The sequence below is a fragment of the Flavobacterium sp. ENC genome (genome assembly GCF_020991415.1).
Taxonomy (GTDB): Bacteria; Bacteroidota; Bacteroidia; order Flavobacteriales; family Flavobacteriaceae; genus Flavobacterium.
In genome coordinates, this window is record NZ_JAJMOY010000014.1 from 26,767 (window position 1) to 47,181 (window position 20,415).

Annotated in this window: 21 protein-coding genes; 14 read left to right on the plus strand and 7 right to left on the minus strand. The window is 35.8% G+C overall.

Annotated features, from left to right (window positions below; all coding sequences use genetic code 11):
• Positions 1-65: 65 nt before the first annotated feature.
• The 4 genes from LPB89_RS21310 to LPB89_RS21325 all read right to left on the minus strand — a co-directional run bounded on the left by LPB89_RS21310 (position 66) and on the right by LPB89_RS21325 (position 3,625).
• Positions 66-1,388 carry a trigger factor gene (locus LPB89_RS21310; RefSeq protein WP_230703633.1) on the minus strand — a complete coding sequence of 441 codons (1,323 nt, stop codon included), beginning with the start codon at positions 1,386-1,388 and terminating at the stop codon, positions 66-68.
• Positions 1,389-1,505: 117 nt separating this feature from the next.
• Entirely contained in the window at positions 1,506-1,850 is a 345-nt protein-coding gene (locus LPB89_RS21315) for a phage holin family protein (RefSeq protein WP_127337654.1), read from the minus strand.
• A 166-nt stretch (positions 1,851-2,016) separates the two neighbouring features.
• Positions 2,017-2,781, minus strand: coding sequence for an alpha/beta fold hydrolase (locus tag LPB89_RS21320; protein WP_230703634.1), 765 nt, complete (start codon positions 2,779-2,781; stop codon positions 2,017-2,019).
• Between the two features lie 130 nt (positions 2,782-2,911).
• A complete protein-coding gene (locus LPB89_RS21325; RefSeq protein WP_230703635.1) occupies positions 2,912-3,625 on the minus strand; it encodes a pyridoxine 5'-phosphate synthase in 714 nt (237 codons plus the stop codon).
• 116 nt (positions 3,626-3,741) lie between these two features.
• Between LPB89_RS21325 and LPB89_RS21330 the strand changes: the two genes are divergently transcribed.
• The 8 genes from LPB89_RS21330 to murI all read left to right on the plus strand — a co-directional run bounded on the left by LPB89_RS21330 (position 3,742) and on the right by murI (position 12,179).
• Positions 3,742-4,401 carry a CBS domain-containing protein gene (locus tag LPB89_RS21330; protein WP_230703636.1) on the plus strand — a complete coding sequence of 220 codons (660 nt, stop codon included), beginning with the start codon at positions 3,742-3,744 and terminating at the stop codon, positions 4,399-4,401.
• 86 nt (positions 4,402-4,487) lie between these two features.
• Positions 4,488-5,372 (plus strand): NAD kinase, encoded by an 885-nt coding sequence (locus tag LPB89_RS21335; protein WP_230703637.1) that lies wholly within the window; start codon positions 4,488-4,490, stop codon positions 5,370-5,372.
• Positions 5,373-5,545: 173 nt separating this feature from the next.
• The gene (locus LPB89_RS21340) at positions 5,546-6,229 is read left to right on the plus strand and encodes a DUF6089 family protein (RefSeq protein ID WP_230703638.1); all 684 of its coding nucleotides are present in this window, start codon (positions 5,546-5,548) and stop codon (positions 6,227-6,229) included.
• A 4-nt stretch (positions 6,230-6,233) separates the two neighbouring features.
• Positions 6,234-6,974, plus strand: coding sequence for an isoprenyl transferase (locus tag LPB89_RS21345; protein WP_127337660.1), 741 nt, complete (start codon positions 6,234-6,236; stop codon positions 6,972-6,974).
• Positions 6,907-9,657 (plus strand): outer membrane protein assembly factor, encoded by a 2,751-nt coding sequence (locus tag LPB89_RS21350; RefSeq protein WP_230703639.1) that lies wholly within the window; start codon positions 6,907-6,909, stop codon positions 9,655-9,657. Before LPB89_RS21345 ends, LPB89_RS21350 begins: the two co-directional genes overlap by 68 nt.
• Positions 9,658-9,699: 42 nt before the next feature.
• The gene (locus LPB89_RS21355; RefSeq protein WP_230703640.1) at positions 9,700-10,698 is read left to right on the plus strand and encodes an OmpH family outer membrane protein; all 999 of its coding nucleotides are present in this window, start codon (positions 9,700-9,702) and stop codon (positions 10,696-10,698) included.
• 14 nt (positions 10,699-10,712) lie between these two features.
• Positions 10,713-11,216: an OmpH family outer membrane protein gene (locus tag LPB89_RS21360; RefSeq protein WP_193555354.1), complete on the plus strand. Its 504-nt coding sequence runs from the start codon at positions 10,713-10,715 to the stop codon at positions 11,214-11,216.
• Between the two features lie 186 nt (positions 11,217-11,402).
• On the plus strand, positions 11,403-12,179 hold the full coding sequence (gene murI, locus LPB89_RS21365) for a glutamate racemase (RefSeq protein ID WP_230703641.1): 777 nt from the start codon (positions 11,403-11,405) through the stop codon (positions 12,177-12,179).
• 4 nt (positions 12,180-12,183) lie between these two features.
• Here murI and LPB89_RS21370 read toward each other — a convergent pair whose 3' ends face one another.
• Together LPB89_RS21370 and LPB89_RS21375 are read right to left on the minus strand one after the other, a co-directional pair.
• A complete protein-coding gene (locus LPB89_RS21370) occupies positions 12,184-13,419 on the minus strand; it encodes an aromatic hydrocarbon degradation protein (protein WP_230703642.1) in 1,236 nt (411 codons plus the stop codon).
• A complete protein-coding gene (locus LPB89_RS21375; protein WP_230703643.1) occupies positions 13,420-14,745 on the minus strand; it encodes a DUF4270 family protein in 1,326 nt (441 codons plus the stop codon).
• Between the two features lie 282 nt (positions 14,746-15,027).
• On the opposite strand from LPB89_RS21375, the gene LPB89_RS21380 reads away from it, so the two are divergent.
• The 6 genes from LPB89_RS21380 (at position 15,028) to LPB89_RS21405 (ending at position 19,794) form a co-directional block, all read left to right on the plus strand.
• Entirely contained in the window at positions 15,028-15,816 is a 789-nt protein-coding gene (locus LPB89_RS21380) for a DUF6268 family outer membrane beta-barrel protein (protein ID WP_230703644.1), read from the plus strand.
• A 16-nt stretch (positions 15,817-15,832) separates the two neighbouring features.
• Positions 15,833-16,840, plus strand: coding sequence for a kelch repeat-containing protein (locus tag LPB89_RS21385; protein ID WP_230703645.1), 1,008 nt, complete (start codon positions 15,833-15,835; stop codon positions 16,838-16,840).
• Positions 16,824-17,156, plus strand: a complete 333-nt coding sequence (locus LPB89_RS21390) for a DUF4907 domain-containing protein (RefSeq protein WP_230703646.1) — start codon at positions 16,824-16,826, stop codon at positions 17,154-17,156. The genes LPB89_RS21385 and LPB89_RS21390 overlap by 17 nt, the downstream gene beginning before the upstream one ends.
• Positions 17,157-18,260: a sensor histidine kinase gene (locus LPB89_RS21395; RefSeq protein WP_230703647.1), complete on the plus strand. Its 1,104-nt coding sequence runs from the start codon at positions 17,157-17,159 to the stop codon at positions 18,258-18,260. It begins immediately after the preceding gene.
• Positions 18,261-18,267: 7 nt separating this feature from the next.
• The gene (locus LPB89_RS21400) at positions 18,268-18,975 is read left to right on the plus strand and encodes an intradiol ring-cleavage dioxygenase (RefSeq protein ID WP_230703648.1); all 708 of its coding nucleotides are present in this window, start codon (positions 18,268-18,270) and stop codon (positions 18,973-18,975) included.
• A 102-nt stretch (positions 18,976-19,077) separates the two neighbouring features.
• Positions 19,078-19,794: a LytTR family DNA-binding domain-containing protein gene (locus LPB89_RS21405; RefSeq protein WP_230703649.1), complete on the plus strand. Its 717-nt coding sequence runs from the start codon at positions 19,078-19,080 to the stop codon at positions 19,792-19,794.
• A gap of 97 nt (positions 19,795-19,891) precedes the next feature.
• Here LPB89_RS21405 and LPB89_RS21410 read toward each other — a convergent pair whose 3' ends face one another.
• On the minus strand, positions 19,892-20,407 hold the full coding sequence (locus LPB89_RS21410) for a gamma carbonic anhydrase family protein (protein ID WP_127337669.1): 516 nt from the start codon (positions 20,405-20,407) through the stop codon (positions 19,892-19,894).
• Positions 20,408-20,415 lie beyond the last annotated feature (8 nt).

A 20,415-nucleotide genomic window follows, 5' to 3' on the forward strand; every position in this document is an offset into this window, starting at 1 on the left:
AACAAAAAAAATGAGCGTCAGGAAAAAAATCTCCTGACGCTCAAATATACTTATTTTTTTAGAAATTATTCTCCGTAAGACGCAGCAATAAATTCGTCGTAAGTTACTTCTTTAGTTGTTGGATTTGCTTTTTCTTTAAATACTTCCAACAATTTTTCGGCTACTACCTGCTCAGAAAGTCTTTTTACTTCTTCCTGATTCGATAAAACTCTGGCTACGATTCCCTGAACTTCTTCGTCAGTTGGGTTTGTTTGTCCAAATTGAGCCATTTGTTGTCTGATTGCTTTTGTTGTGAAAGCTTTCAAATCTTCAAATGTGATCTGAATATTGCTTTGAGCCATTGCTTTTCCTTCGATTAACTGGAAACGCAATCCTCTTTCAGATCTTGCATATTCCACTTCAGCTTCTTCAGCAGAAAGTTTTTTCTCGCCAACAGTCTGTAACCATTTTTTAAGGAATTCAGCAGGTAAATCAAATTTAGTGCTTTCGATCAGGAAGTCCTGAACGTCCAACAATAATTTCTGGTCTGCCTGTTGTGCGAACTGCGCTTCTGCATCTTCTTTAATTTTAGATTTTAAATCTTCTAAAGAAGCTACTTTTCCTTCACCGAAAAGTTTATCAAATAATTCCTGGTTTAATTCTGCCAATTCAGCACCGTTGATTGCTTCGATAGTAAAATCTACTTCAATATCTAAACCGTGAACGTCATCATGACCCACTTTCAGGTAATCCATTAACTGGTGGTCATCTTCGAACAAACCTTTAGTGCTTACTTTAACTACATCCCCAACTTTTTTACCGATGAATTTATCCCCTGCTTTTTTGTTGAATGTAGCTACCGAAATTGTAGTAGTATTGTTGATTCCTTTTTCTTCGTTTGAGAAAGTTCCTGTCAAATCTGAATCTGCAGCAACCACTTCTTGTGGAATTGGTTTTCCGAATTGTTTCTGGATACGCTCTACTTGTCCGTCTATTAATTTATCATCAGCCGTAACGATATATTTTACGATATCATTTTTAGCTTCCAAATCAATTTCGAAATTTGGCACTAAACCAATTTCGTATTCGAAAGTTAGTTCTTCTGCATCCCAGTCAAAGTTTTCGTTTTCTTTTGCAAGAGGAGTTCCTAAAAGATTTAATCTTTCAGACTGAACAAAACGCTCTAAAGCCAAATCAACTACTTTTTTAACTTCTTCCTGCTTAATTGCTTTTCCGTATTGTTTTTCAACAAGGTCTTTAGGAACTTGTCCTTTTCTAAAACCTTTTACGGTAGCCAAAGGCATTTTTTCGTTTATTCTTTTTGCTACCTGACCTTTATAATCCATGTGAACAACTGTCATTACAATTGTTTCATTCACAGCGTCTGTTGCTATTCTTTTAATATCCATCTTCTTCTTTAATTTACATAATAAAATTGGGTTGCAAAATTATAAAATTTTTGCAACCCAGCCAAGTTTTTAATCTATTGTATTTGAAGGACTTTTTATCCTGTTTTTAATTTTGATTTATTTATCGTCTCCTACTATTTTATAAGTAATAGACTGCAGTATAGATAATATAACACTAAATATTAACGCTGTCCAGAATGAATCAACCGCAAAACCTCCAACAATATTAGTACAAAGCATAATAATGACTGCATTAATTACCAATAAAAATAAGCCCAAAGTAATAACTGTTACCGGCAATGTCAGGATGACTAATATAGGTTTTATAAAAATATTAAGCAACCCTAAAACCACTGCCACAATTACAGCTGTTCCAAAACTGGCCACGTGAACTCCTGATAATAAATTGGCGATTAACAAAACCAACGCTGCAGTAACAAGAAGTCTTAGTAATAATTTCATAGTTTTTTTTGATTTAAAGTTTTAATAAAAGTAATGAATTTTATAATTATCAACTACTGAATTGTTATTTTTTGCCATCGATTAAAGGATTGAAAAGATTTTTTTTCCAAACATTTTAATCTTAATCTGCGAGAATCATTTAATCTTTAACAAAAAACTTAATTAATTATTCTTTCAAAAACGCAGTAGTCAATTCAAAAAACATTTTTGGATTTTCGGCATGAAGCCAGTGTCCTGCATTAGGAATGGTTTCGAACTTCACCTTTGGGAAATGCTGACGTATCGCATCAAAATCGGCATCTAACACATAACCGGAATTTCCACCACGAATAAACAGTGTTGGCTTGTCGAAAACCAAACTTTCCGGCAAAGCGACACCAATTGCTTCGAGATTATTATTAAAAACAGCCAGATTAAATCGAAATGCTAATTGCCCAGATTCCTGCCAATATAAATTTTTCATCAAAAACTGACGTGTTCCAGAGTCCGGAACGTATTGCGACAAAATAGCTTCAACATCATTACGGCTTGGTTTTACAGAAAAATCAACTGCATTAAGACCTGCCAAAATATCCTGGTGGTGCTGTTTGTAAAACTTCGGACCAATATCTGCCACAATTAGTTTATCTACAATTTCCGGATGTGTAGTGGCAAAAAGCATAGCTACTTTCCCTCCCATCGAGTGTCCTAAAATATCTGTTTTAGTTAACTGATTGGCCTGACAATATTCGAATACATCCTGAACCATGGCTTCATAACTCCATTCATCCGAATGAAAACTGCGTCCGTGATTTCGTAAATCTAAAATATGAACCTGAAATCCGGCTTCCACATATTGTCCGGCAAGTGTTTTCCAGTTATCAGACATTCCCAGAAATCCGTGCATAATGATAAATGGTTTTCCTTCACCTTCTATTTTTGAGTATAACATTTTATATTTTTTTTTATTGAAAAATTTATTCCGCAAAGACTCACAAAAGTTTTACGCAAAGAAGCACAAAATTTCTCTGAGAATCTCTGTGTTTTTTTTTGTATCTCTGAGAAATAACTCTTTACAAATCTTACTTCAATTTATTCAAATACATGTTCACCACATTATCCAAACCAAGATAAAGTGCTTCTGCAATTAAGGCATGTCCAATAGAAACCTCTAATAATCCCGGAATATTTTGTTTGAAAAACTGAATATTATCCAGGCTTAAATCATGACCTGCATTAATTCCGAGACCTAATTCGTTGGCTAAGACTGCAGCTTTCACATAAGGATCTATTCCGTTTTTGTTTCCCAGCTGATATTCGTGCGCAAAAGCTTCTGTGTACAATTCGATTCTTTCCGTTCCGGTTTTTTTTGCTCCTTCGATCATTTCTAAAACCGGATCAACAAAAATGGAGGTTCTGATTCCGTTACGCTGAAATTCCTGGATTACTTCACTTAAATAAGACTGGTTTTTAATCGTGTCCCAACCTGCAGAAGAGGTAATAGCACCAATGGCATCCGGCACCAGAGTAACCTGAGTCGGTTTGCACTCCAGAACCAAATCAATAAAATTATGCTGTGGATTTCCTTCTATATTATATTCGGTATGTACTATGGCTTTTAAATCACGTGCATCCTGATAACGAATATGACGTTCATCGGGACGTGGATGAATGGTGATTCCCTGACCGCCAAAATTCTGAATATCTGTCGCTACTTTTAGTAAATCAGGAACATTTCCGCCACGCGCATTTCTGAGGGTTGCAATTTTATTGATATTTACACTTAATTTTGTCATATAAAGAGATAATTAATTCTAGTAACATTATATTTGTTACCACAAAAATACAAAGTAAAACGTAGCAGTTTTTGCTATTTTTTGATTATTTTGCAATAAATATCTACAACTGATTTATGACAGAAATTACCAACTATATCACAAACGATTTTCGAGCAATCGACAGCCAGGAAACGATAGCGTCGGTTCAGGACTTCTTCGCCGACGTAAATTTTTCACATTTTCCGGTTTTAGAAAACGGTATTTTCATTGGAAGCATCGCTTCTGATGATGTTGAAACTTTTGATACTGACAAGAAAGCTATCGATTACAAATACACTTTAGAGCGCTTTTTTGCACGAAAATCAATGATTTGGCTAGACCTTTTAGAAGTTTTTGCTAAAAATCATACCAATACTGTTCCGGTTCTGGACGAAAACAATACTTATATCGGCTATTATGAAATGGAAGATATTATGAAGTTTTTTAAGGAAACCCCATTTTTAAAAGAGCAAGGCGGCATTATTATCGTTCAAAAAGGAATTGTAGATTATTCCATGAGTCAGATCACCCAGATTGTAGAAAGCAACAACGGTAAAATTTTAGGCTGTTTCATATCCGAAGCTGATATGGAAAATGTTCAGATTACAATAAAGATCGGATTGGGGGCAATGAACGAAATCATTCAGACTTTCAGGAGGTATAATTACGAGATTATTTCTGAACACCAGGAAGACACTTATATCAACAGTTTAAAAGAACGTTCTGATTATTTAGACAAATACCTTAATATATAAAATTAGAAAATTAGATAATGAGTCAACTGGATAATTCCTGACCCATTATCCGATTATCCGATTGACTCATTATCTAATTGTAAAAAATGAAAGTAGCCATTTACGGACAATATTATCAAAACAGTACCGAGCCTATCATAAAAGATATTTTCTCGTTTTTCCATTCGAATAATGTTGAGATGGTAATTGAAGAAAATTTCCTGAAGATGCTTTATGAAAAGCAGCTCGTTAACAATGACTATACGACCTTTTCACAAAGTACTTCATTAGATGATAGCTTTGAAATGTTGATCAGTATTGGCGGTGACGGAACTATCCTGAGAGCTGCCACCCTGGTTCGCAATTCGGGCGTTCCTATTTTGGGAATCAACGCAGGACGGTTAGGATTTCTGGCTACAGTTCAAAAGGAAAACATTGACAGCTTTTTACAATTTGTAATCGACAAAAACTACACCACCTCAGAAAGAACATTACTGAGTTTGACCTGCGAGCCGGAAAATGATGCTATTGCAGAAATGAATTTTGCCATGAACGAGGTTACCGTAAGCAGAAAAGACACCACCTCGATGATTACTGTCGAAACCTACCTGAACAATGAATATCTGAATTCTTACTGGGCTGACGGATTAATCATATCGACACCAACGGGATCTACAGGGTACTCCTTAAGCTGTGGAGGCCCGTTATTAACGCCCGAAGTAAAAAGTCTGGTCATTACACCAATTGCTCCTCACAACTTAACCGCAAGACCACTTGTCATACCGGACGACACCGAGGTAAAACTTCGCGTTTCAGGAAGAGAAGATCAATATCTGGTTTCCCTTGATTCCAGGATTTCTTCCGTAAAAAATGAATCCATCCTCACGATTAAAAAAACAGATTTTAAAATAAAAATGGTTGAAATTCCAGGCGAAACTTTCCTGAAAACCTTAAGAAATAAATTGCTTTGGGGAGAAGATAAGAGAAATTAATCTCTTTTCTGATTCGCTGCTATACGATTATAGTACTTTTTCCCGTTCTGCCTGTAGTGAATCTTCATTAAATGTCTCAAAATCATAATGTAAATTGAAAAAAAAGCACATTTAACTAAACAAACGTTGATTCGTATTGATAATTATTATATTTGCACGCAATTTTTAATTAAATGAAGAAAATTTTTAATTTATTGTTATGTTTTTTCCCCTTTATTACACTGAACGCTCAAATCAATGAGATCGGTGTTTTTCTTGGCGGAAGTAACTTTGTTGGTGACGTGGGAAATACAAGTTATGTTTCTCCTGAGAAGCCGGCGTTTGGTATTTTGTATAAGTGGAACAAAAGCCCCCGTCATTCCTATCGATTTTCGTATACACAATCAGGCGTTATCGGAAACGACCTTGATTCCAAAGAAACGGGACGCAACAGAAGAGGTTACAAATTCAAAAACAATATCAAGGAACTTTCTGCGGGTTTAGAATTTAACTTTTTCGATTTTAATCTTCATGATTACCATCCAAAAATTACACCTTATATATATTCCGGATTAAGTTTCTTTACTTTTGATGAATTACATGTATCAGGAGGAAAAACTATAAAGGATAAAAATTCGAACTCAATTGCTATACCTATAATATTAGGTATAAAATCGAATGTAACTCCTCATTTAATTTTAGGAGCTGAAGTGGGTGCACGCTACACGTTTACTGACAATATTGACGGAAGTAATCCGGACAATGGAAACTTAGCCCCTCTACGTTTTGGAAATTTAAATAATAATGACTGGTATGTCTTTTCGGGTATCACTTTAACTTATACCTTTGGACAAAAACCTTGCTATTGCGCAGAATAATAAAATGAACTTACTAGACTCTATAGATCAAACAAATTTACCCAAACATCTGGCCATTATCATGGACGGAAATGGCCGTTGGGCCAAACAACAAGGTTTTTTAAGGGCATTTGGCCATGAAAATGGAACAAAATCCGTAAAAAAAACGATTACAACCTGTGCCAAACTAGGCATTGAGTATTTAACCCTGTATGCTTTTTCAACAGAAAACTGGAATCGTCCTAAACTCGAAGTTGAAGCCCTGATGAAAATACTAATCAATTCCTTAAAAAAGGAGCTGGTTACTTTGCAGGAAAATAACATCAGACTGAATGCCATTGGAAATCTTGACAAATTACCAAAATCGGCTCAAAAAGAACTTTTGGATGTTATTGAAAAAACAAAAAACAATACGCGTCTTACGCTAACACTGGCTTTAAGTTACGGATCACGAGAAGAATTGGTAAATGCTGTGAGAATCATCAGTGATAAAGTTAAAAATAATATAATTTCAATAGACACTATTGACGATTCAATTATAAATGAGCATCTTTACACGCAAAATTTACCTGACGTAGATTTATTAATACGAACAAGTGGAGAACATAGAATAAGTAACTTTTTGCTGTGGCAGATTGCCTATGCAGAATTATATTTTACTAATGTCTTGTGGCCAGACTTTAAAGACCAGGATTTATATGAGGCTATTATTAGTTATCAAAAAAGAGAACGTAGATTTGGAAAAACCAGTGAACAAATTAAATAATTTTTTAGTGTTACAAAAAAGAATAAAAATAGTCCTTACCCTGCTTGTTTTGGGTAGTTTTTCACAAATAAAAGCACAAGATAAAGTTCCTTTTGATCAGGGAAAAAAATATATTCTTGCTAAAGTCTCTGTTGTTGGTAAAATAAGCTTCAATGAGCAAACTGTTGTTACTTTTTCGGGGCTTCAGAAAGGACAGGAAATAACTGTTCCCGGAGAAGAAATCAGTGGCGCTATTAAAAAATTAGGCAAACTTGGCCTGTTTGATGAAATTGCTTTTTATGTAAATAAAGTCGAGAACGACAGTATTTACCTTGACCTTGATATTATTGAACTTCCGAAATTAAATGAAGTTAAGTTTGTTGGTATTAAAAAGAGCAAGGTAGAAGGACTAATTAAGGACAACAATTTGACCAAAAGTAAAATTGTAAACGAAAACTTAATTACAACTACCAAAAATTACATCGAAAATAAATATAAAAAAGATGGATTTTACAACACCAAAGTTACCATAACAACTACTCCGGATACCACTTCAGGAAATCAGGTGAATATGCTTGTGAGAGTAGACAAAGGTGATAAAGTAAAAATCAGCAGTATCGATTTCATTGGCAATACACAGCTTACTGATAACAAACTAAGGGCTGCCATGAAAGATACGAAGCAGAAAAATGTACTTCGCATTTTAAAATCCTCAAAGTTTATCCCTGAAAAATACAAAACTGACTTAGAAAAAGTAATCGCTACCTATAAAGAAAAAGGATATCGCGATGCCCGTATTATTTATGACTCTGTTACGTATAACAAGGATAAAAATATGCTTGCCATTAAGATTAAAATGGAAGAAGGAAATAAATATTACTTCGGAAATATTAAATTTTTAGGAAATACGGTTTACTCGGATCAGTTGCTGAACCGCTACTTAGGAATCAAAAAAGGAGAAGTTTATAACGGTGTACTTCTTGAAAAAAGAATTGCAGACAAAACAAAACCGGATGCGGAAGATATTACTAACCTATATCAAAACAACGGTTATTTATTCTCGAATATCAATGCTGTCGAAGTAAAAACAGTAAATGATACTATCGATTTTGAAATCAGGGTTACAGAAGGACCTATCGCCTATTTTAACAAAATAACGGTTGTTGGAAACGACAAAACAAATGACCACGTAATTTACCGTGAGCTAAGAACTAAGCCAGGAGAAAAATACAGTAAAGAACAATTGGTAAGAACCATTCGTGAAATCGGACAATTAGGATTCTTTGATCCTGAAGCGATCGATCCGAAATTCAAAAATGTAGACGCCGGCGCAGGAACTGTTGACATCGAATACAATGTTGTTGAAAAAGGATCCAGTCAGGTTGAGCTTCAGGGAGGTTATGGCGGTGGAGGTTTCATTGGAACCTTAGGATTATCATTTAACAATTTCTCAGCCCGAAATATATTTAAAAAAGAGGCATACAAACCATTACCTATGGGAGATGGTCAAAAAGTTTCACTTCGTTTACAGGGAAGTACTTACTTCCAAACGTACAGTGTATCCTTTTCAGAGCCTTGGTTTGGAGGAAAAAAACCAGTACAATTTAGTTCTTCTATATCGTACAGCAAGCAATACTTAAACAATTATGTTACCAGAGACGTAGATAAAAGTAAAAGTTTTAACATCCTGACTTTACAAGTTGGTCTTGCAAAAAGACTTACTGTGCCGGATGATTACTTCGTACTATCACAATCGATAAGTTACCAGCATTATGATCTGAACAATTATAATACAGGATTGTTTACCTTTGGTAATGGAGCGTCAAGAAATTTAGCGTACACGATCGGACTTTCAAGAAGTAATAAAGGGGTTAACCCGATATTCCCGACTTATGGTTCAGAGTTTAGTATTTCTGCAAAAGTCACACCTCCTTATTCATTATTTAATGGTATTGATTATTCAAAACTGGGAGACCAGAAAGAATATAAAAGAACCGCTGATGCAGATGCCACTCAAGGTGATGCAAATGGTATAGTGATCAGAAAAGGGGATTATCTTGATGCAAACGGAAATAAAGTAAACACCTATCAGGAAGCTGCTGCAGATCCTGCTAAAGTCGATCAGAAAAAATACAATTGGTTAGAATACTATAAAGTGAAGTTTAAAGCGGACTGGTATACTAAAGTATATGGCAAGTTGGTTTTAAGAACATTAACCGAATTTGGTTTCTTAGGAGCGTATGACCAGTCAAGAGGTCTGGTACCATTTGAGCGTTTCTATTTGGGAGGTGACGGTATGGCTAACTACTCAATGGACGGTAGAGAGACTATTCAGTTAAGAGGTTATCCAAACAATTCATTGACACCAATTATTGAAGACAAAACAGATTCAAGATACGGACAACAAATTGGAGCAACAATTTATAATAAATTCTCCATGGAGTTAAGATATCCAATTACGCTAAAATCATCGGCATCTATTTATGCATTGACGTTTTTAGAAGCAGGTTCATCTTATCCAACGTTTAAAGATTACAATCCATTTGATCTGAATCGTTCAGCGGGTGTTGGTTTACGTGTATTTATGCCTGCATTTGGATTATTGGGTATTGATTTCGGTTATGGTTTCGATGCCTTACCAGGATCTGTTACCAATAAAGCAAATGGCTGGGAAACGCACTTTATCATTGGACAACAATTTTAGAGAATTAACGTTTGGTTAAAAATCATCAAATAAAGTTATGTTATGAGAAGACAATTTTTATTTATATTTTTAGCCTTGATTGTAGCTAATACAAGTCAGGCACAGACAAGATCGACAAGGATTGGCTACATAGATATGGAATATATCTTAGAAAATGTCTCTGATTATAAAGAAGCAACAGCACAATTGGAGCTAAAAGCTCAAAAATGGAAACAAGAAATTGAATCCAAAAAATTAGAAATCAATACGCTTAAGGAAAATCTTAAAGCCGAAAAAGCTTTACTGACCAAAGAGCTGATTGACGAAAGAGAAACGGAAATTAAGTTTCTGGAAACAGAAATGTTAGATTATCAGCAAAAGCAATTTGGAGCTGACGGAAATTTAATCCGACATAAAACTGCTTTGGCGAAACCAATTCAGGATCAGGTTTTCACAGCCGTTCAGGATATTGCCGAGGCCAAAAATTATGATTTTGTTTTTGACAAATCCGCTGATTTGACAATGCTTTTCAGCAATAAAAGATTCGACATCAGTGATCAGGTTATTCGTGTCCTCAACAGAACCGACAAACGTGAACAACTGACAAAAAAACAGCTGAAAGAACAGGAAGCTAAAGAAAACATTGAAAATGCGATTGATGAAAATCCTGCGCTGAAAGACAGACAGAAAGTACTGGATGACAGAAAAGCTGCCAGAGAAAAACTAATCCAGGACAGAAAACTGGAACAGGAAGCAAAGAAAAAAGAATACGACGATAAACGAAAAGCAATAGCAGCAGAAAGAGAAGCCCGAAAAAATGGCACGGTTTCTGAACCAGCTAAAACAGACGGAACTACTGCTAAGCCGGCTGAGACAACAGAGCAAAAAACAACAACTGCTGAGCCGGCACCAACCAGCAGCAAAGCAGAAGAAAGACAAAAACTTTTCGAACAGCGTAAAAAGGAACTGGAAGAGAGAAAAAAGAAAATTTTAGAAGAAAGAGAAGCGGCTAAAAAAGCAAAAGAAGCCGAAACACAGAAAACAAATACGACCAATAATTAATTAATATTTTAAAAATGATGAAACAAATCAAAACTTTACTAATTGCTGCTATTCTAATGTTAGGAGCGAGTAATTCAATGAACGCACAAGCTAAGGTAGCTCATGTTGATGTTAGCGAGATTATGTCGAAAATGCCTGCAATGCTTGACGCTCAAAATCAACTACAAAAATTAAGTGGTACATATGATACTGAATACAAAAAAATGGTTGATGAATATCAGGTAAAAATTAAAAAGTACGAAGCTGAAGCTGCTACTGTAACTGAAGCTGTAAACGGTGACCGTTCTAAAGAAGTTCAGGACATGCAAAAAAGAATTGTTGACTATAGAGACAATGCGCAAAAAGAACTACAACAAAAAGAAACTGATATCGTAAAACCATTAATGGAAAAAGTAAGAGCTTCTATCCAGAAAGTTGGAAAAGCGAAAGGTTTCCAATATGTATTGGACGGTTCTACACTTTTATTAGCTGATGGTCCAAACATCACTGCTGATGTAAAAAAAGACTTAGGATTCTAAGAAACACATTCTTTATTATAAAAAACGGCTCAGCTTTTTAAGTTTGAGCCGTTTTTTATTTTCCACAAAACTTCTGAATATCTCTATTTAAAAACAGATTTGAAACTGGTATTTTATTTACATTTTAATACTATTTTATTTAAAATCCGAATTGTAGAGAAAGGTAGAAATATGTAACTTTGTTGTATGACGAATAACAATCCTATAGGCGTTTTTGATTCCGGCATTGGAGGAACTTCCATCTGGAGCGCCATTCATGAACTGCTTCCGAACGAAAAAACAATATATCTAGCCGATAGCAAAAATGCCCCTTATGGTCAGAGAACCAAAGAGGAAATTGTTGCCTTAAGCAAAAAAAACGTTGATTTTTTAATCGCAAACAATTGCAAGCTAATTGTTGTGGCCTGTAATACCGCTACTACAAATGCCATTCGTGAGCTTCGTGAAGCGTACGATATTCCTTTTATCGGAATTGAACCTGCCATAAAACCTGCTGCCAATAACTCAAAAACACAAGTTATCGGCATTCTGGCTACAAAAGGCACACTGAACAGTGAGTTATTCAACAAAACAGCCGAAATGTTCCAGAACACTACCATAATTGAACAGGTAGGTCACGGGCTGGTTCAGCTTATTGAAGACGGTAATCTTAATTCACCTGAAATGACGCAATTACTGGAAACCTATCTGCGACCAATGATAGATGCCAATATTGATTATCTGGTACTGGGCTGCAGTCATTATCCGTACCTGATTCCACAGATTAAAAAGATCCTTCCTGAACATATTCAGATTATAGATTCCGGAGAAGCCGTGGCCCGTCAGACTCAAAATGTACTGCGCGAAAAAGCAGGTCTTTCGGATGGAGAAAAAAGTGAGCCTGTTTTTTATGTCAATTCAGACCCTTCTGTTTTAAACGATATCCTGGAAAATAAATATACAGTGATAGAAAAGGATTTTTAAATCCCTATTCGAATTTTCGTTTGACGAACCAAATGCCATCCAAAGATAAGTTGAGCGATATTTTGTGATAATTTTCTTTTATAAGGCCATCTGAAACGCTCCCTCTCTGCCCATAGGAATACGAGATATTCAAAGCCGAAAAAGTATTTTCGATTGGCAGCGAAAGTCCGACGGAAATGGCCGCATTGTTGACTCGTTTACCATCAACTTCGAGATAACCGGTATCAAAATTTGCACCTGCTGAATATTGAATTTTATCCCAGTACTTTCTCGTATCTTTTTTTGCCTTAAAGATAAATCCCAACGCAAACCTGTCCTGATTCACAAAAGTCCCGAATAACTCCGATTGATTCGTATCATTCCAAAGACTCCTTTCATAATCAAAGGTCATATTAAGATTGTTCCTGAAACGCTTGCTGATTCCTATAACAATTTCCAGGGGCAGATAATAATCATCAGCATCCGAAACCTGATTAGATTCAAAAATAGTTTCGATTTCATCTGTGATACTTTCGGCACTCTGCACCTTTGTAGCCTTTACCCTGCCGGGTGCTTTAAAAGTTGAAGCGATCGTAAAAGTCGAATCAATTTTATACTGGGCTCCCAAAGTGGCCCGCACGCCATGATAGCTTGTTTCTTTATGAATGGTTGTAAGGGAATTCGAAATCAGGTAACTCCTTTCATCTGTCGTATTTCCAAAAAGCCAGGTTGCAGAAAGACCTAATGAAACCTTATTCCCGAATCGGTATCCGTATGAAAAATCAAAGTTATTTAATCCTCCGGAACCTGCTGCGGTTAAATAATACGATTCCTGACTGTTCTCGATAGGCAGTTTTAAATTAGAAATTTTAAATGCGGCACTGGAATACGGCCTCAAAGCAGCACTAAATCCTGAGTTTTTGCTTACCGGAAAAGCAAAAGCTATGTGAGAAAACTGAAAGTTATTCCTCTTTTCTGACCTTGAATCACTCTGATAAGTTGTGGCTATCGCTTTTCCGCCAATATCAAACATAAAATGATTTAAAGGCATATATCCTAAAGAAGCAGGATTGAGGTTATTTATAAAATTTTCCGATGGCAGCGCTATTCCGGAAGATCCTATAGAAGGAATGGCACCAAAATCTGAATCATACAAACTGCCTAAACCATATAAGGAATAAGGCGAACTTGAAATACTTTGGGAGAATGAGCTCAGCGACATTAAAATGAAGCAACTAAAAAAAACTATTTTATTTTTCATTTAATAAGTGATGTAATAAATTTTCAGCTGGATTTTATTGTTCAAATGTTTTTGGTCCCCCAAAACAATTCTGTTTACAGCTTTATTAATTCCGGGCAATGTTAAAATCAAAGAGGATCTTGAAGCAGATTGTTTGAGAATTTCCTTTTGCAGAAAATTTCCAATGCGAAAGGAATAGCCCATATTTTCATTAAACTCGTCACTCTTTTTATTTAATATGCCATATACAGCATATCCTGCGGGATTTAATAATGTACCACTAATCCTGTTTAGATTATCAGCCACATGTACCTGTATCGAATCGGCGAGAGGATATTGTTCTGAAAAGGAATTATTGACTGGTTTTAAGACCAGTTCGGCGTCTACAATTGCTCCCTTATCTGCAATGTATTTGAGCTGCTTGATGTTGGGAAAATCTATTCTGCAGGCCACTCCGGTTCCTGATTGTACAAATCCCTGCCTGTTGGTTAATGAACTGGAGAGTTTACTGCTTGAAACCGGCAGGTTCTGAAGTATAGTGCCGGATTTATCTAACGAAATGGAATTAAACTGTTTTCCTGTATCGGTAATTACAAAATCTATGTACAATGCTTTTTCGTCGGTGCTCTGGTATTTTGAATAATACATCCGGACCACGCTCGTACTGGGATTAAACCCAATAATACTCGCAGAATCAGAACCGGAAGGCACAAGGACTAATCCTTTTAAATACTCTGTAAAACTGGTAAAATCCGTGATTTCTCTCTTTTTTATTCTCTGAAAAATATCCGATCCAAAAACAGGATCCATTTTTATATTAATGGAATCTTTTTCAACAGGTCTCGGTTTGTACGAAATAGAACCCAGACTAGCCGTCCCGTAACTTAAAGTCGAGTTGTTATAAAAACTGTTGTCATCTGTATTGGGTTTTATTTTCTGAAGCACCCGACGGATATCAAAGGTCTGTACTTTGGTCGTATCTCCGTAGAAATAATTATTATACTTCAGGATCATGGAAATAGAATCAAAAACATAATTCACAGCTTCTGTATCAGATCCTGCACCTGGCAGTGAATAGGAATCTGATTCTAATTGAAAGTAACCCTCCGATTTTACTTTTCCGAAAATGGGATCATCATAATTCCCTACCAGGATCCTGCTTTGGCCCGAAGTAACAAGTGAGTCAAAATTGATCGTTGACATCTCGACTGTAACCGTATCAATTAAAATGACCTTATTATTTACAGCCAGATAATCAGATCCTACAACGAACTCGCCTGCATCCGTATCTGTTCCGCAGGAAAATAGGGCAAAAGCAAAAAACAACATTACTATAAACTTGTGCATACTCATATTTTTGAACAAATATAAATGCCCCTCTTCTGCATCACATCATAACATATACAGTCCGGCCTTTTTGGACTATAAAAAGCAAAAAAACATCTATAACAGGTTTATACAAACAAATAGATCATTCAGCCATAAAAAAGGCTGTTTAGTCTATCAAAAAGTGCCATACATATATCTTCTTTTTTTTAAAAACATTAGGCACCTACTTTTGAGCTAATAATATAAGTAATGAGAATAAGGCTTTTAATAGGTTCACTTTTTTTGATTTCATTTTACACTATGAAAGCCCAGGAAATTTTTTCTGCAGCAATCAATGTAAAAACAGAACCGACAGCAAAAATTGATTTCAATGAAACGAATGCTGTAATGGCTTTCCATAAAAAAATCAGTACGGCCAATACCATAACAAATACATTATCGTACACGAATTTGAAAGTAAATTATGAATTGGGAAGTTTTAAGACATTGGAAAGTCCGGATCAATTGAACGGCCTTCAAAACAAATTTGAAATCACACACGAGTTTTCAAATACAAAGTTAAATGTTGCCGTTACCCCTACTCTGAATTTTCAGCAAAACCCTGATGCTTCTGATTTTTCGGTTTTGGGCAGTTTTGAAATCGGTCAGCAACTGAATTCAAAAACAAGTATCACTATCGGAGCTGCAAGAACAACAGCCTTTGGGTATCCTAAGTTCATTCCCACGCTGTCATTACATTACAAAGCAAACAATAAAAGTGATTTGGTGATCGGATTTCCGGATTCCAAATTCTCTTATTCCAATAATATTCGAAATACGTTCAGCCTGACCAATAGCTTTAACGGTAGTTTTTACAATCTGGATCATTCGCATACACTGAGTGAAAATGCTTCCAAAGTCAGTATGTCGCAAATTACGTCTGCTTTCGAATATGAAAGAAATGTGGACAAAAACTGGTTTATAAACCTGAAGGCCGGCTATGATTTTAATAAAAAATACAATCTTATCGACAACGACAATCATAACGTCTATGATTTTAATACCGGTAACGGATACATTTTAGGAATTGGGATCAAATACAAACAATAAATAAATTTAATACACTATGAATACTCTGAAAAAAGGAATATTATTCGCTGCGCTGCTTTCCAGCCTGTTTTTTATAAGCTGTAGTAACGACGACGACGATGACGATTTAATTGGAAACTGGATCAAAAAATCATCATTTGATGGCCCTGCAAGATCCAGTGCTGCCAGTTTTGTTATTGGGGATTATGCTTATGTGGCTACCGGATATACAGGAGATGAATATTTAAAGGATTTATGGGCTTATAATTCAGCAGGTGACTACTGGGAACAAAAAGCAAATTTCATAGGGATAGGAAGAAGTTCTGCTTCAAGTTTTACACTAAACGACAAAGGATATGTTGGTCTTGGCTATGACGGAACTAACAAACTAAAAGATTTTTATCAATACGACCCTTCGAGCAATAGCTGGACCCAGAAAACGGATTTTGCAGGTACGGCAAGATATGCTGCTGTAGGTTTTCAGGCAGGCGGTAAAGCATATTTTGGAACCGGATACGACGGGAATTATCTAAAAGATTTCTACAGATATGACGATCAGACCAATACCTGGACACTTATGAACGGATTTAGCGGAAACAAGAGACGTAATGCTGCTGTGTTTGTAATTGACGACAAAGCGTATTTAGCAACGGGAATCAACAACGGCGTGTACCAGGAAGACTTTTGGGAATTTAATCCAGCTACTGATGTATGGACAAGAAAAAGAGATATCGACAAGGACACTGACGATGATGACTCCTACAATGATGAATATTCTATTGTTCGCTCTAATGCATCCGGTTTTGCATTAAACGGATTAGGATATATTGTTGGCGGAGAAGGCTTAAGTACGATTTGGGAATACAATCCGTCAACTGATCTCTGGACTGAAAGAACCTCTATGGAAGGTGCCTCACGAACAGATGCCGTTGGTTTTACCATCAACAACCGCAGTTTCTATATGTTAGGAAGAATAGGTTCTACTTATTATGATGATGCCTGGGAATTTAAACCTTTAGAGGAACAAAATGATGACGATAACTAACACAAAAAAAATCTTTCGGTACATCCGGAAGATTTTCTTATTTATTTTTCTTGTTTTACACCTGACAGCCTGTACCAAAAGCAATAAATTAAAAACGGAAACTTTTAAGACCACTTCAGGATGGGGATATTCTGTTGCCTACAAAAATAAAATCATCATCAGGCAATCTGTTATTCCGGTAATCAACGACTCTAAAAGCTTCTCTACAGAAGAAGATGCGCTTAAGGTCGCCAATCTGGTCGAAAATAAACTCAGCCACAACATATCGCCTACGGTAACCAAAAATGATTTAATTTTATTAAAAATAAAATTCTAAATGAACATAGGCGCGATAAAAAATACCAGCTCTAACAAAATCCTGTTCCATGTTATCATATGGGTTTTCTTTATCCTGACATCACTGATTCAGTTTTATGAAAGCCCGTTTACCATCAATAATGATTTTTATGTACAGTGGTTTACCGGTATCATTTTGTTTTACCTGAATTATTTTTATTTGGTTCCTGCCTTGCTGCTGGAAAAAAAATACTGGCTTTATTTTGTTTTTGTTCTGGCATTGATCCTGCTTTTTATGATCATAAGGATTAATTATTTTATGCCTGAATTCAGACACACGAGGCCCCTTAGAATGATGCCTCCGCCCGACAGTGTAAATTTATATTTAAAAGGTCACCGGGTTCGGGCAGTCATGGCAAAACAGCCTTTGTTTTTTAAGATTGGTCCTTCCCTTTTTTATATTTTGATTATCACGATTAGTGCTATTATCAGAACTCTAACTGAATTTTATAACAACCAGCAAAACAAATTAATTGCCGAAACCCACAGGACGAATACTGAATTGATTTATTTGCGAAAGCAGACCAATCCGCATTTTTTATTCAATTCATTAAATAGTATTTATTCACTGGCACACAAAAAATCTGATTTGGTCCCTGATGCCATCGTGACATTATCTGAATTAATGCGCTATATGCTGTATGAAACAGACAATCAAACGGTGGCTTTAGAAAAAGAAATCAACTACATTCAGAATTACATCGAATTACAAAAACTCAGGCTCAACAACATAGAAGACATTGTGATAAATGTTCATGGCGATACCCGGCATCAGTTTATAGAGCCTTTGCTGCTGATTTCTTTTGTAGAAAATGCGTTTAAATATGGTACCGATTACAAAGGTGCCGCCCATGTAAAAATCAAAATTTTCATACTAGACAACAACCTTGATTTCTGGATCGAAAACACGATTGAAAATTATGTCAAAGACCCTGAAAATTCAGGGATTGGATTGGTTAATATTCAAAACCGCCTCGACTTGCTTTACCCAAATGCACACGAACTGAACATAAGCCAGGACCATAAATTCTATCGGGTACATTTAAATTTAAAATTAGACAGTATTCAGAACACAATAAACTAAGAACACTATGGACAGAAAAAAGTTTATCCGAAATGGTATTTTAGGAATTGCTTCATTAGCAACCGCTGCCAAATTATTAGAATCCTGTTCTAAAGATGACAATAACACCAATGAAAATGCTTCCGTTGACGGAACCTGTACAGTTTCGCCTTCTGAAACCAAAGGCCCTTTCCCGATTAAAACACCAAGTCAGTTAGTTCTGGAAAACATCAAATCAGACCGGATCGGAATCGCCCTTCTTATTAATCTGACGATCGAAAACAAAAACAATAACTGCTTGCCCTTCGAAGGTGTTTTGGTTGATGTATGGCATTGTGACAAAGACGGAAACTATTCGGAATACGGAGGAACCGGAATGCAGCAAACCGATTATACAACTGTTCATTTTTTAAGAGGCAGACAAGCTACAGACTCTAAAGGCACCGTATCTTTCCTTTCGATTTTCCCGGGCTGGTATCAGGGCAGGGCGCCACATGTACATGTTGAAGTTTTAACGACCAGTGGTTCTTCCTTATTGGTAACCCAAATTGCATTTCCTGAGAATGTCTCCAGTGCCGTATATTCAAGTACCAATTATGCTTCTCACGGTCAGGCCGACACCTCTAATACCAAAGACAATGTGTTTTCCGATAGCTTAGCAAATGAACTGGCAACCCTAACAGGCAATTTAACAGACGGTTATACACTGAGCAAAACAATTACCGTAAACGGCTAATTTAGACGTAAAGTGCATTTTATGAAAACTTTAAAACTTATTTTAGGGGTTTCAAACTACTTTTGAGCACCAAAACAAATTTAAGAATCTAATTTCAGGCAAATGAAATGTGTAATTATAGACGATGAACCGCTAGCGGTTGAATTATTAGAAGATTTTGTGAGAAAGATAGATTCGCTTGAATTGGTTAGTACATTCAACAATGCTATTGATGCTGTTTCTTTTATCAATCAGAACAATGTCGATTTGATTTTTCTGGACATACAGATGCCGCATTTCTCCGGAATTGAATTTCTGAATACGATCGAAAAAAAATCTCTGATTATTTTTACTACTGCCTATTCCGATTATGCTGTTGAAGGCTTCAATCTTGGTGCAGTTGATTATTTGGTAAAGCCAATTCCTTTTCACCGATTTTTAAAATCAGTCGTAAGGGCACAACAGATTTTAAATCCGGCTGCGCCAATTCAGGCCATTTCTGAAACCACTGCTGCTCCGGAATCAGAACAGGATTTTATGTTTGTGAGAGCTGAATATGAAAATGTAAAAATGAATTTTTCAGACATCTTATTTATCGAAGGACTGAAAGATTATGTAAAAATCTATACCACAGACAATAAATTTACGCTGACCTTAATCAGCTTAATTAAACTGGAAAATTTACTTTCCAACAAAGGTTTTTCCAGAATTCACCGGTCGTATATCATTAATATAAAACATGTAAAATCAATACAGAAAAATAAAGTTTTGATTAGTGACAAACGAATTCCGATTAGTGAAAGCTACAAAAATGCCTTTTTCGAGAAAATCAATTTATAGTTTAAAAATAAATTCCAATTTTCAAATTCCAAATCCCAATAAACGTAAAGCCTTGGAATTTGGAATTTGAAAATTGGAATTTGAAATTTAATACTTATTATTCGTCCTTAAACCAGCCCGAATACATGACATAATTGTTAGAAATACGTTCGATTTCTCCTGCGAAGTCAGACTGATCAATCTCTTTTACTTTTTTTGCGGGTACACCTGCATAAATGCTTCCTGAAGTGACCACCGTATTTTGCGTTAAAACCGCTCCGGCTGCAATAATAGAATTGCTTTCCACTACACAATTATCCATCACAATGGCTCCCATTCCGATTAAAACATTATCGTGGATCGTGCAGCCGTGAACAATGGCATTATGGCCTATCGAAACATTATTACCGATGATGGTCGGATGCTTTTGATAGGTACAATGAATAATAGCACCATCCTGTATATTTACTTTATTTCCGATTTTAATGAAATGTACATCACCACGAATCACAGCATTAAACCAAACGCTGCAGGAATCACCAAAAGTAACGTCCCCGACAATAGTTGCATTTTCGGCTACGTAACAATCCTCAGGAATTGCCGGTGATTTTCCGTTTACAGATTTAATCAACATAATAAAAG

Coding starts and splice junctions, on each gene's coding strand:
- LPB89_RS21360 (WP_193555354.1), top strand. CDS start 10,713: ATGATGAAACAAATCAAAACTTTACTAATTGCTGCTATTCTAATGTTA.
- LPB89_RS21340 (WP_230703638.1), top strand. CDS start 5,546: ATGAAGAAAATTTTTAATTTATTGTTATGTTTTTTCCCCTTTATTACA.
- LPB89_RS21375 (WP_230703643.1), bottom strand. CDS start 14,745: ATGCACAAGTTTATAGTAATGTTGTTTTTTGCTTTTGCCCTATTTTCC.
- murI (WP_230703641.1), top strand. CDS start 11,403: ATGACGAATAACAATCCTATAGGCGTTTTTGATTCCGGCATTGGAGGA.
- LPB89_RS21405 (WP_230703649.1), top strand. CDS start 19,078: ATGAAATGTGTAATTATAGACGATGAACCGCTAGCGGTTGAATTATTA.
- LPB89_RS21370 (WP_230703642.1), bottom strand. CDS start 13,419: ATGAAAAATAAAATAGTTTTTTTTAGTTGCTTCATTTTAATGTCGCTG.
- LPB89_RS21320 (WP_230703634.1), bottom strand. CDS start 2,781: ATGTTATACTCAAAAATAGAAGGTGAAGGAAAACCATTTATCATTATG.
- LPB89_RS21355 (WP_230703640.1), top strand. CDS start 9,700: ATGAGAAGACAATTTTTATTTATATTTTTAGCCTTGATTGTAGCTAAT.
- LPB89_RS21390 (WP_230703646.1), top strand. CDS start 16,824: ATGATGACGATAACTAACACAAAAAAAATCTTTCGGTACATCCGGAAG.
- LPB89_RS21325 (WP_230703635.1), bottom strand. CDS start 3,625: ATGACAAAATTAAGTGTAAATATCAATAAAATTGCAACCCTCAGAAAT.
- LPB89_RS21395 (WP_230703647.1), top strand. CDS start 17,157: ATGAACATAGGCGCGATAAAAAATACCAGCTCTAACAAAATCCTGTTC.
- LPB89_RS21380 (WP_230703644.1), top strand. CDS start 15,028: ATGAAAGCCCAGGAAATTTTTTCTGCAGCAATCAATGTAAAAACAGAA.
- LPB89_RS21400 (WP_230703648.1), top strand. CDS start 18,268: ATGGACAGAAAAAAGTTTATCCGAAATGGTATTTTAGGAATTGCTTCA.
- LPB89_RS21315 (WP_127337654.1), bottom strand. CDS start 1,850: ATGAAATTATTACTAAGACTTCTTGTTACTGCAGCGTTGGTTTTGTTA.
- LPB89_RS21310 (WP_230703633.1), bottom strand. CDS start 1,388: ATGGATATTAAAAGAATAGCAACAGACGCTGTGAATGAAACAATTGTA.
- LPB89_RS21385 (WP_230703645.1), top strand. CDS start 15,833: ATGAATACTCTGAAAAAAGGAATATTATTCGCTGCGCTGCTTTCCAGC.
- LPB89_RS21335 (WP_230703637.1), top strand. CDS start 4,488: ATGAAAGTAGCCATTTACGGACAATATTATCAAAACAGTACCGAGCCT.
- LPB89_RS21330 (WP_230703636.1), top strand. CDS start 3,742: ATGACAGAAATTACCAACTATATCACAAACGATTTTCGAGCAATCGAC.
- LPB89_RS21350 (WP_230703639.1), top strand. CDS start 6,907: ATGAGGCTATTATTAGTTATCAAAAAAGAGAACGTAGATTTGGAAAAA.
- LPB89_RS21410 (WP_127337669.1), bottom strand. CDS start 20,407: ATGTTGATTAAATCTGTAAACGGAAAATCACCGGCAATTCCTGAGGAT.
- LPB89_RS21345 (WP_127337660.1), top strand. CDS start 6,234: ATGAACTTACTAGACTCTATAGATCAAACAAATTTACCCAAACATCTG.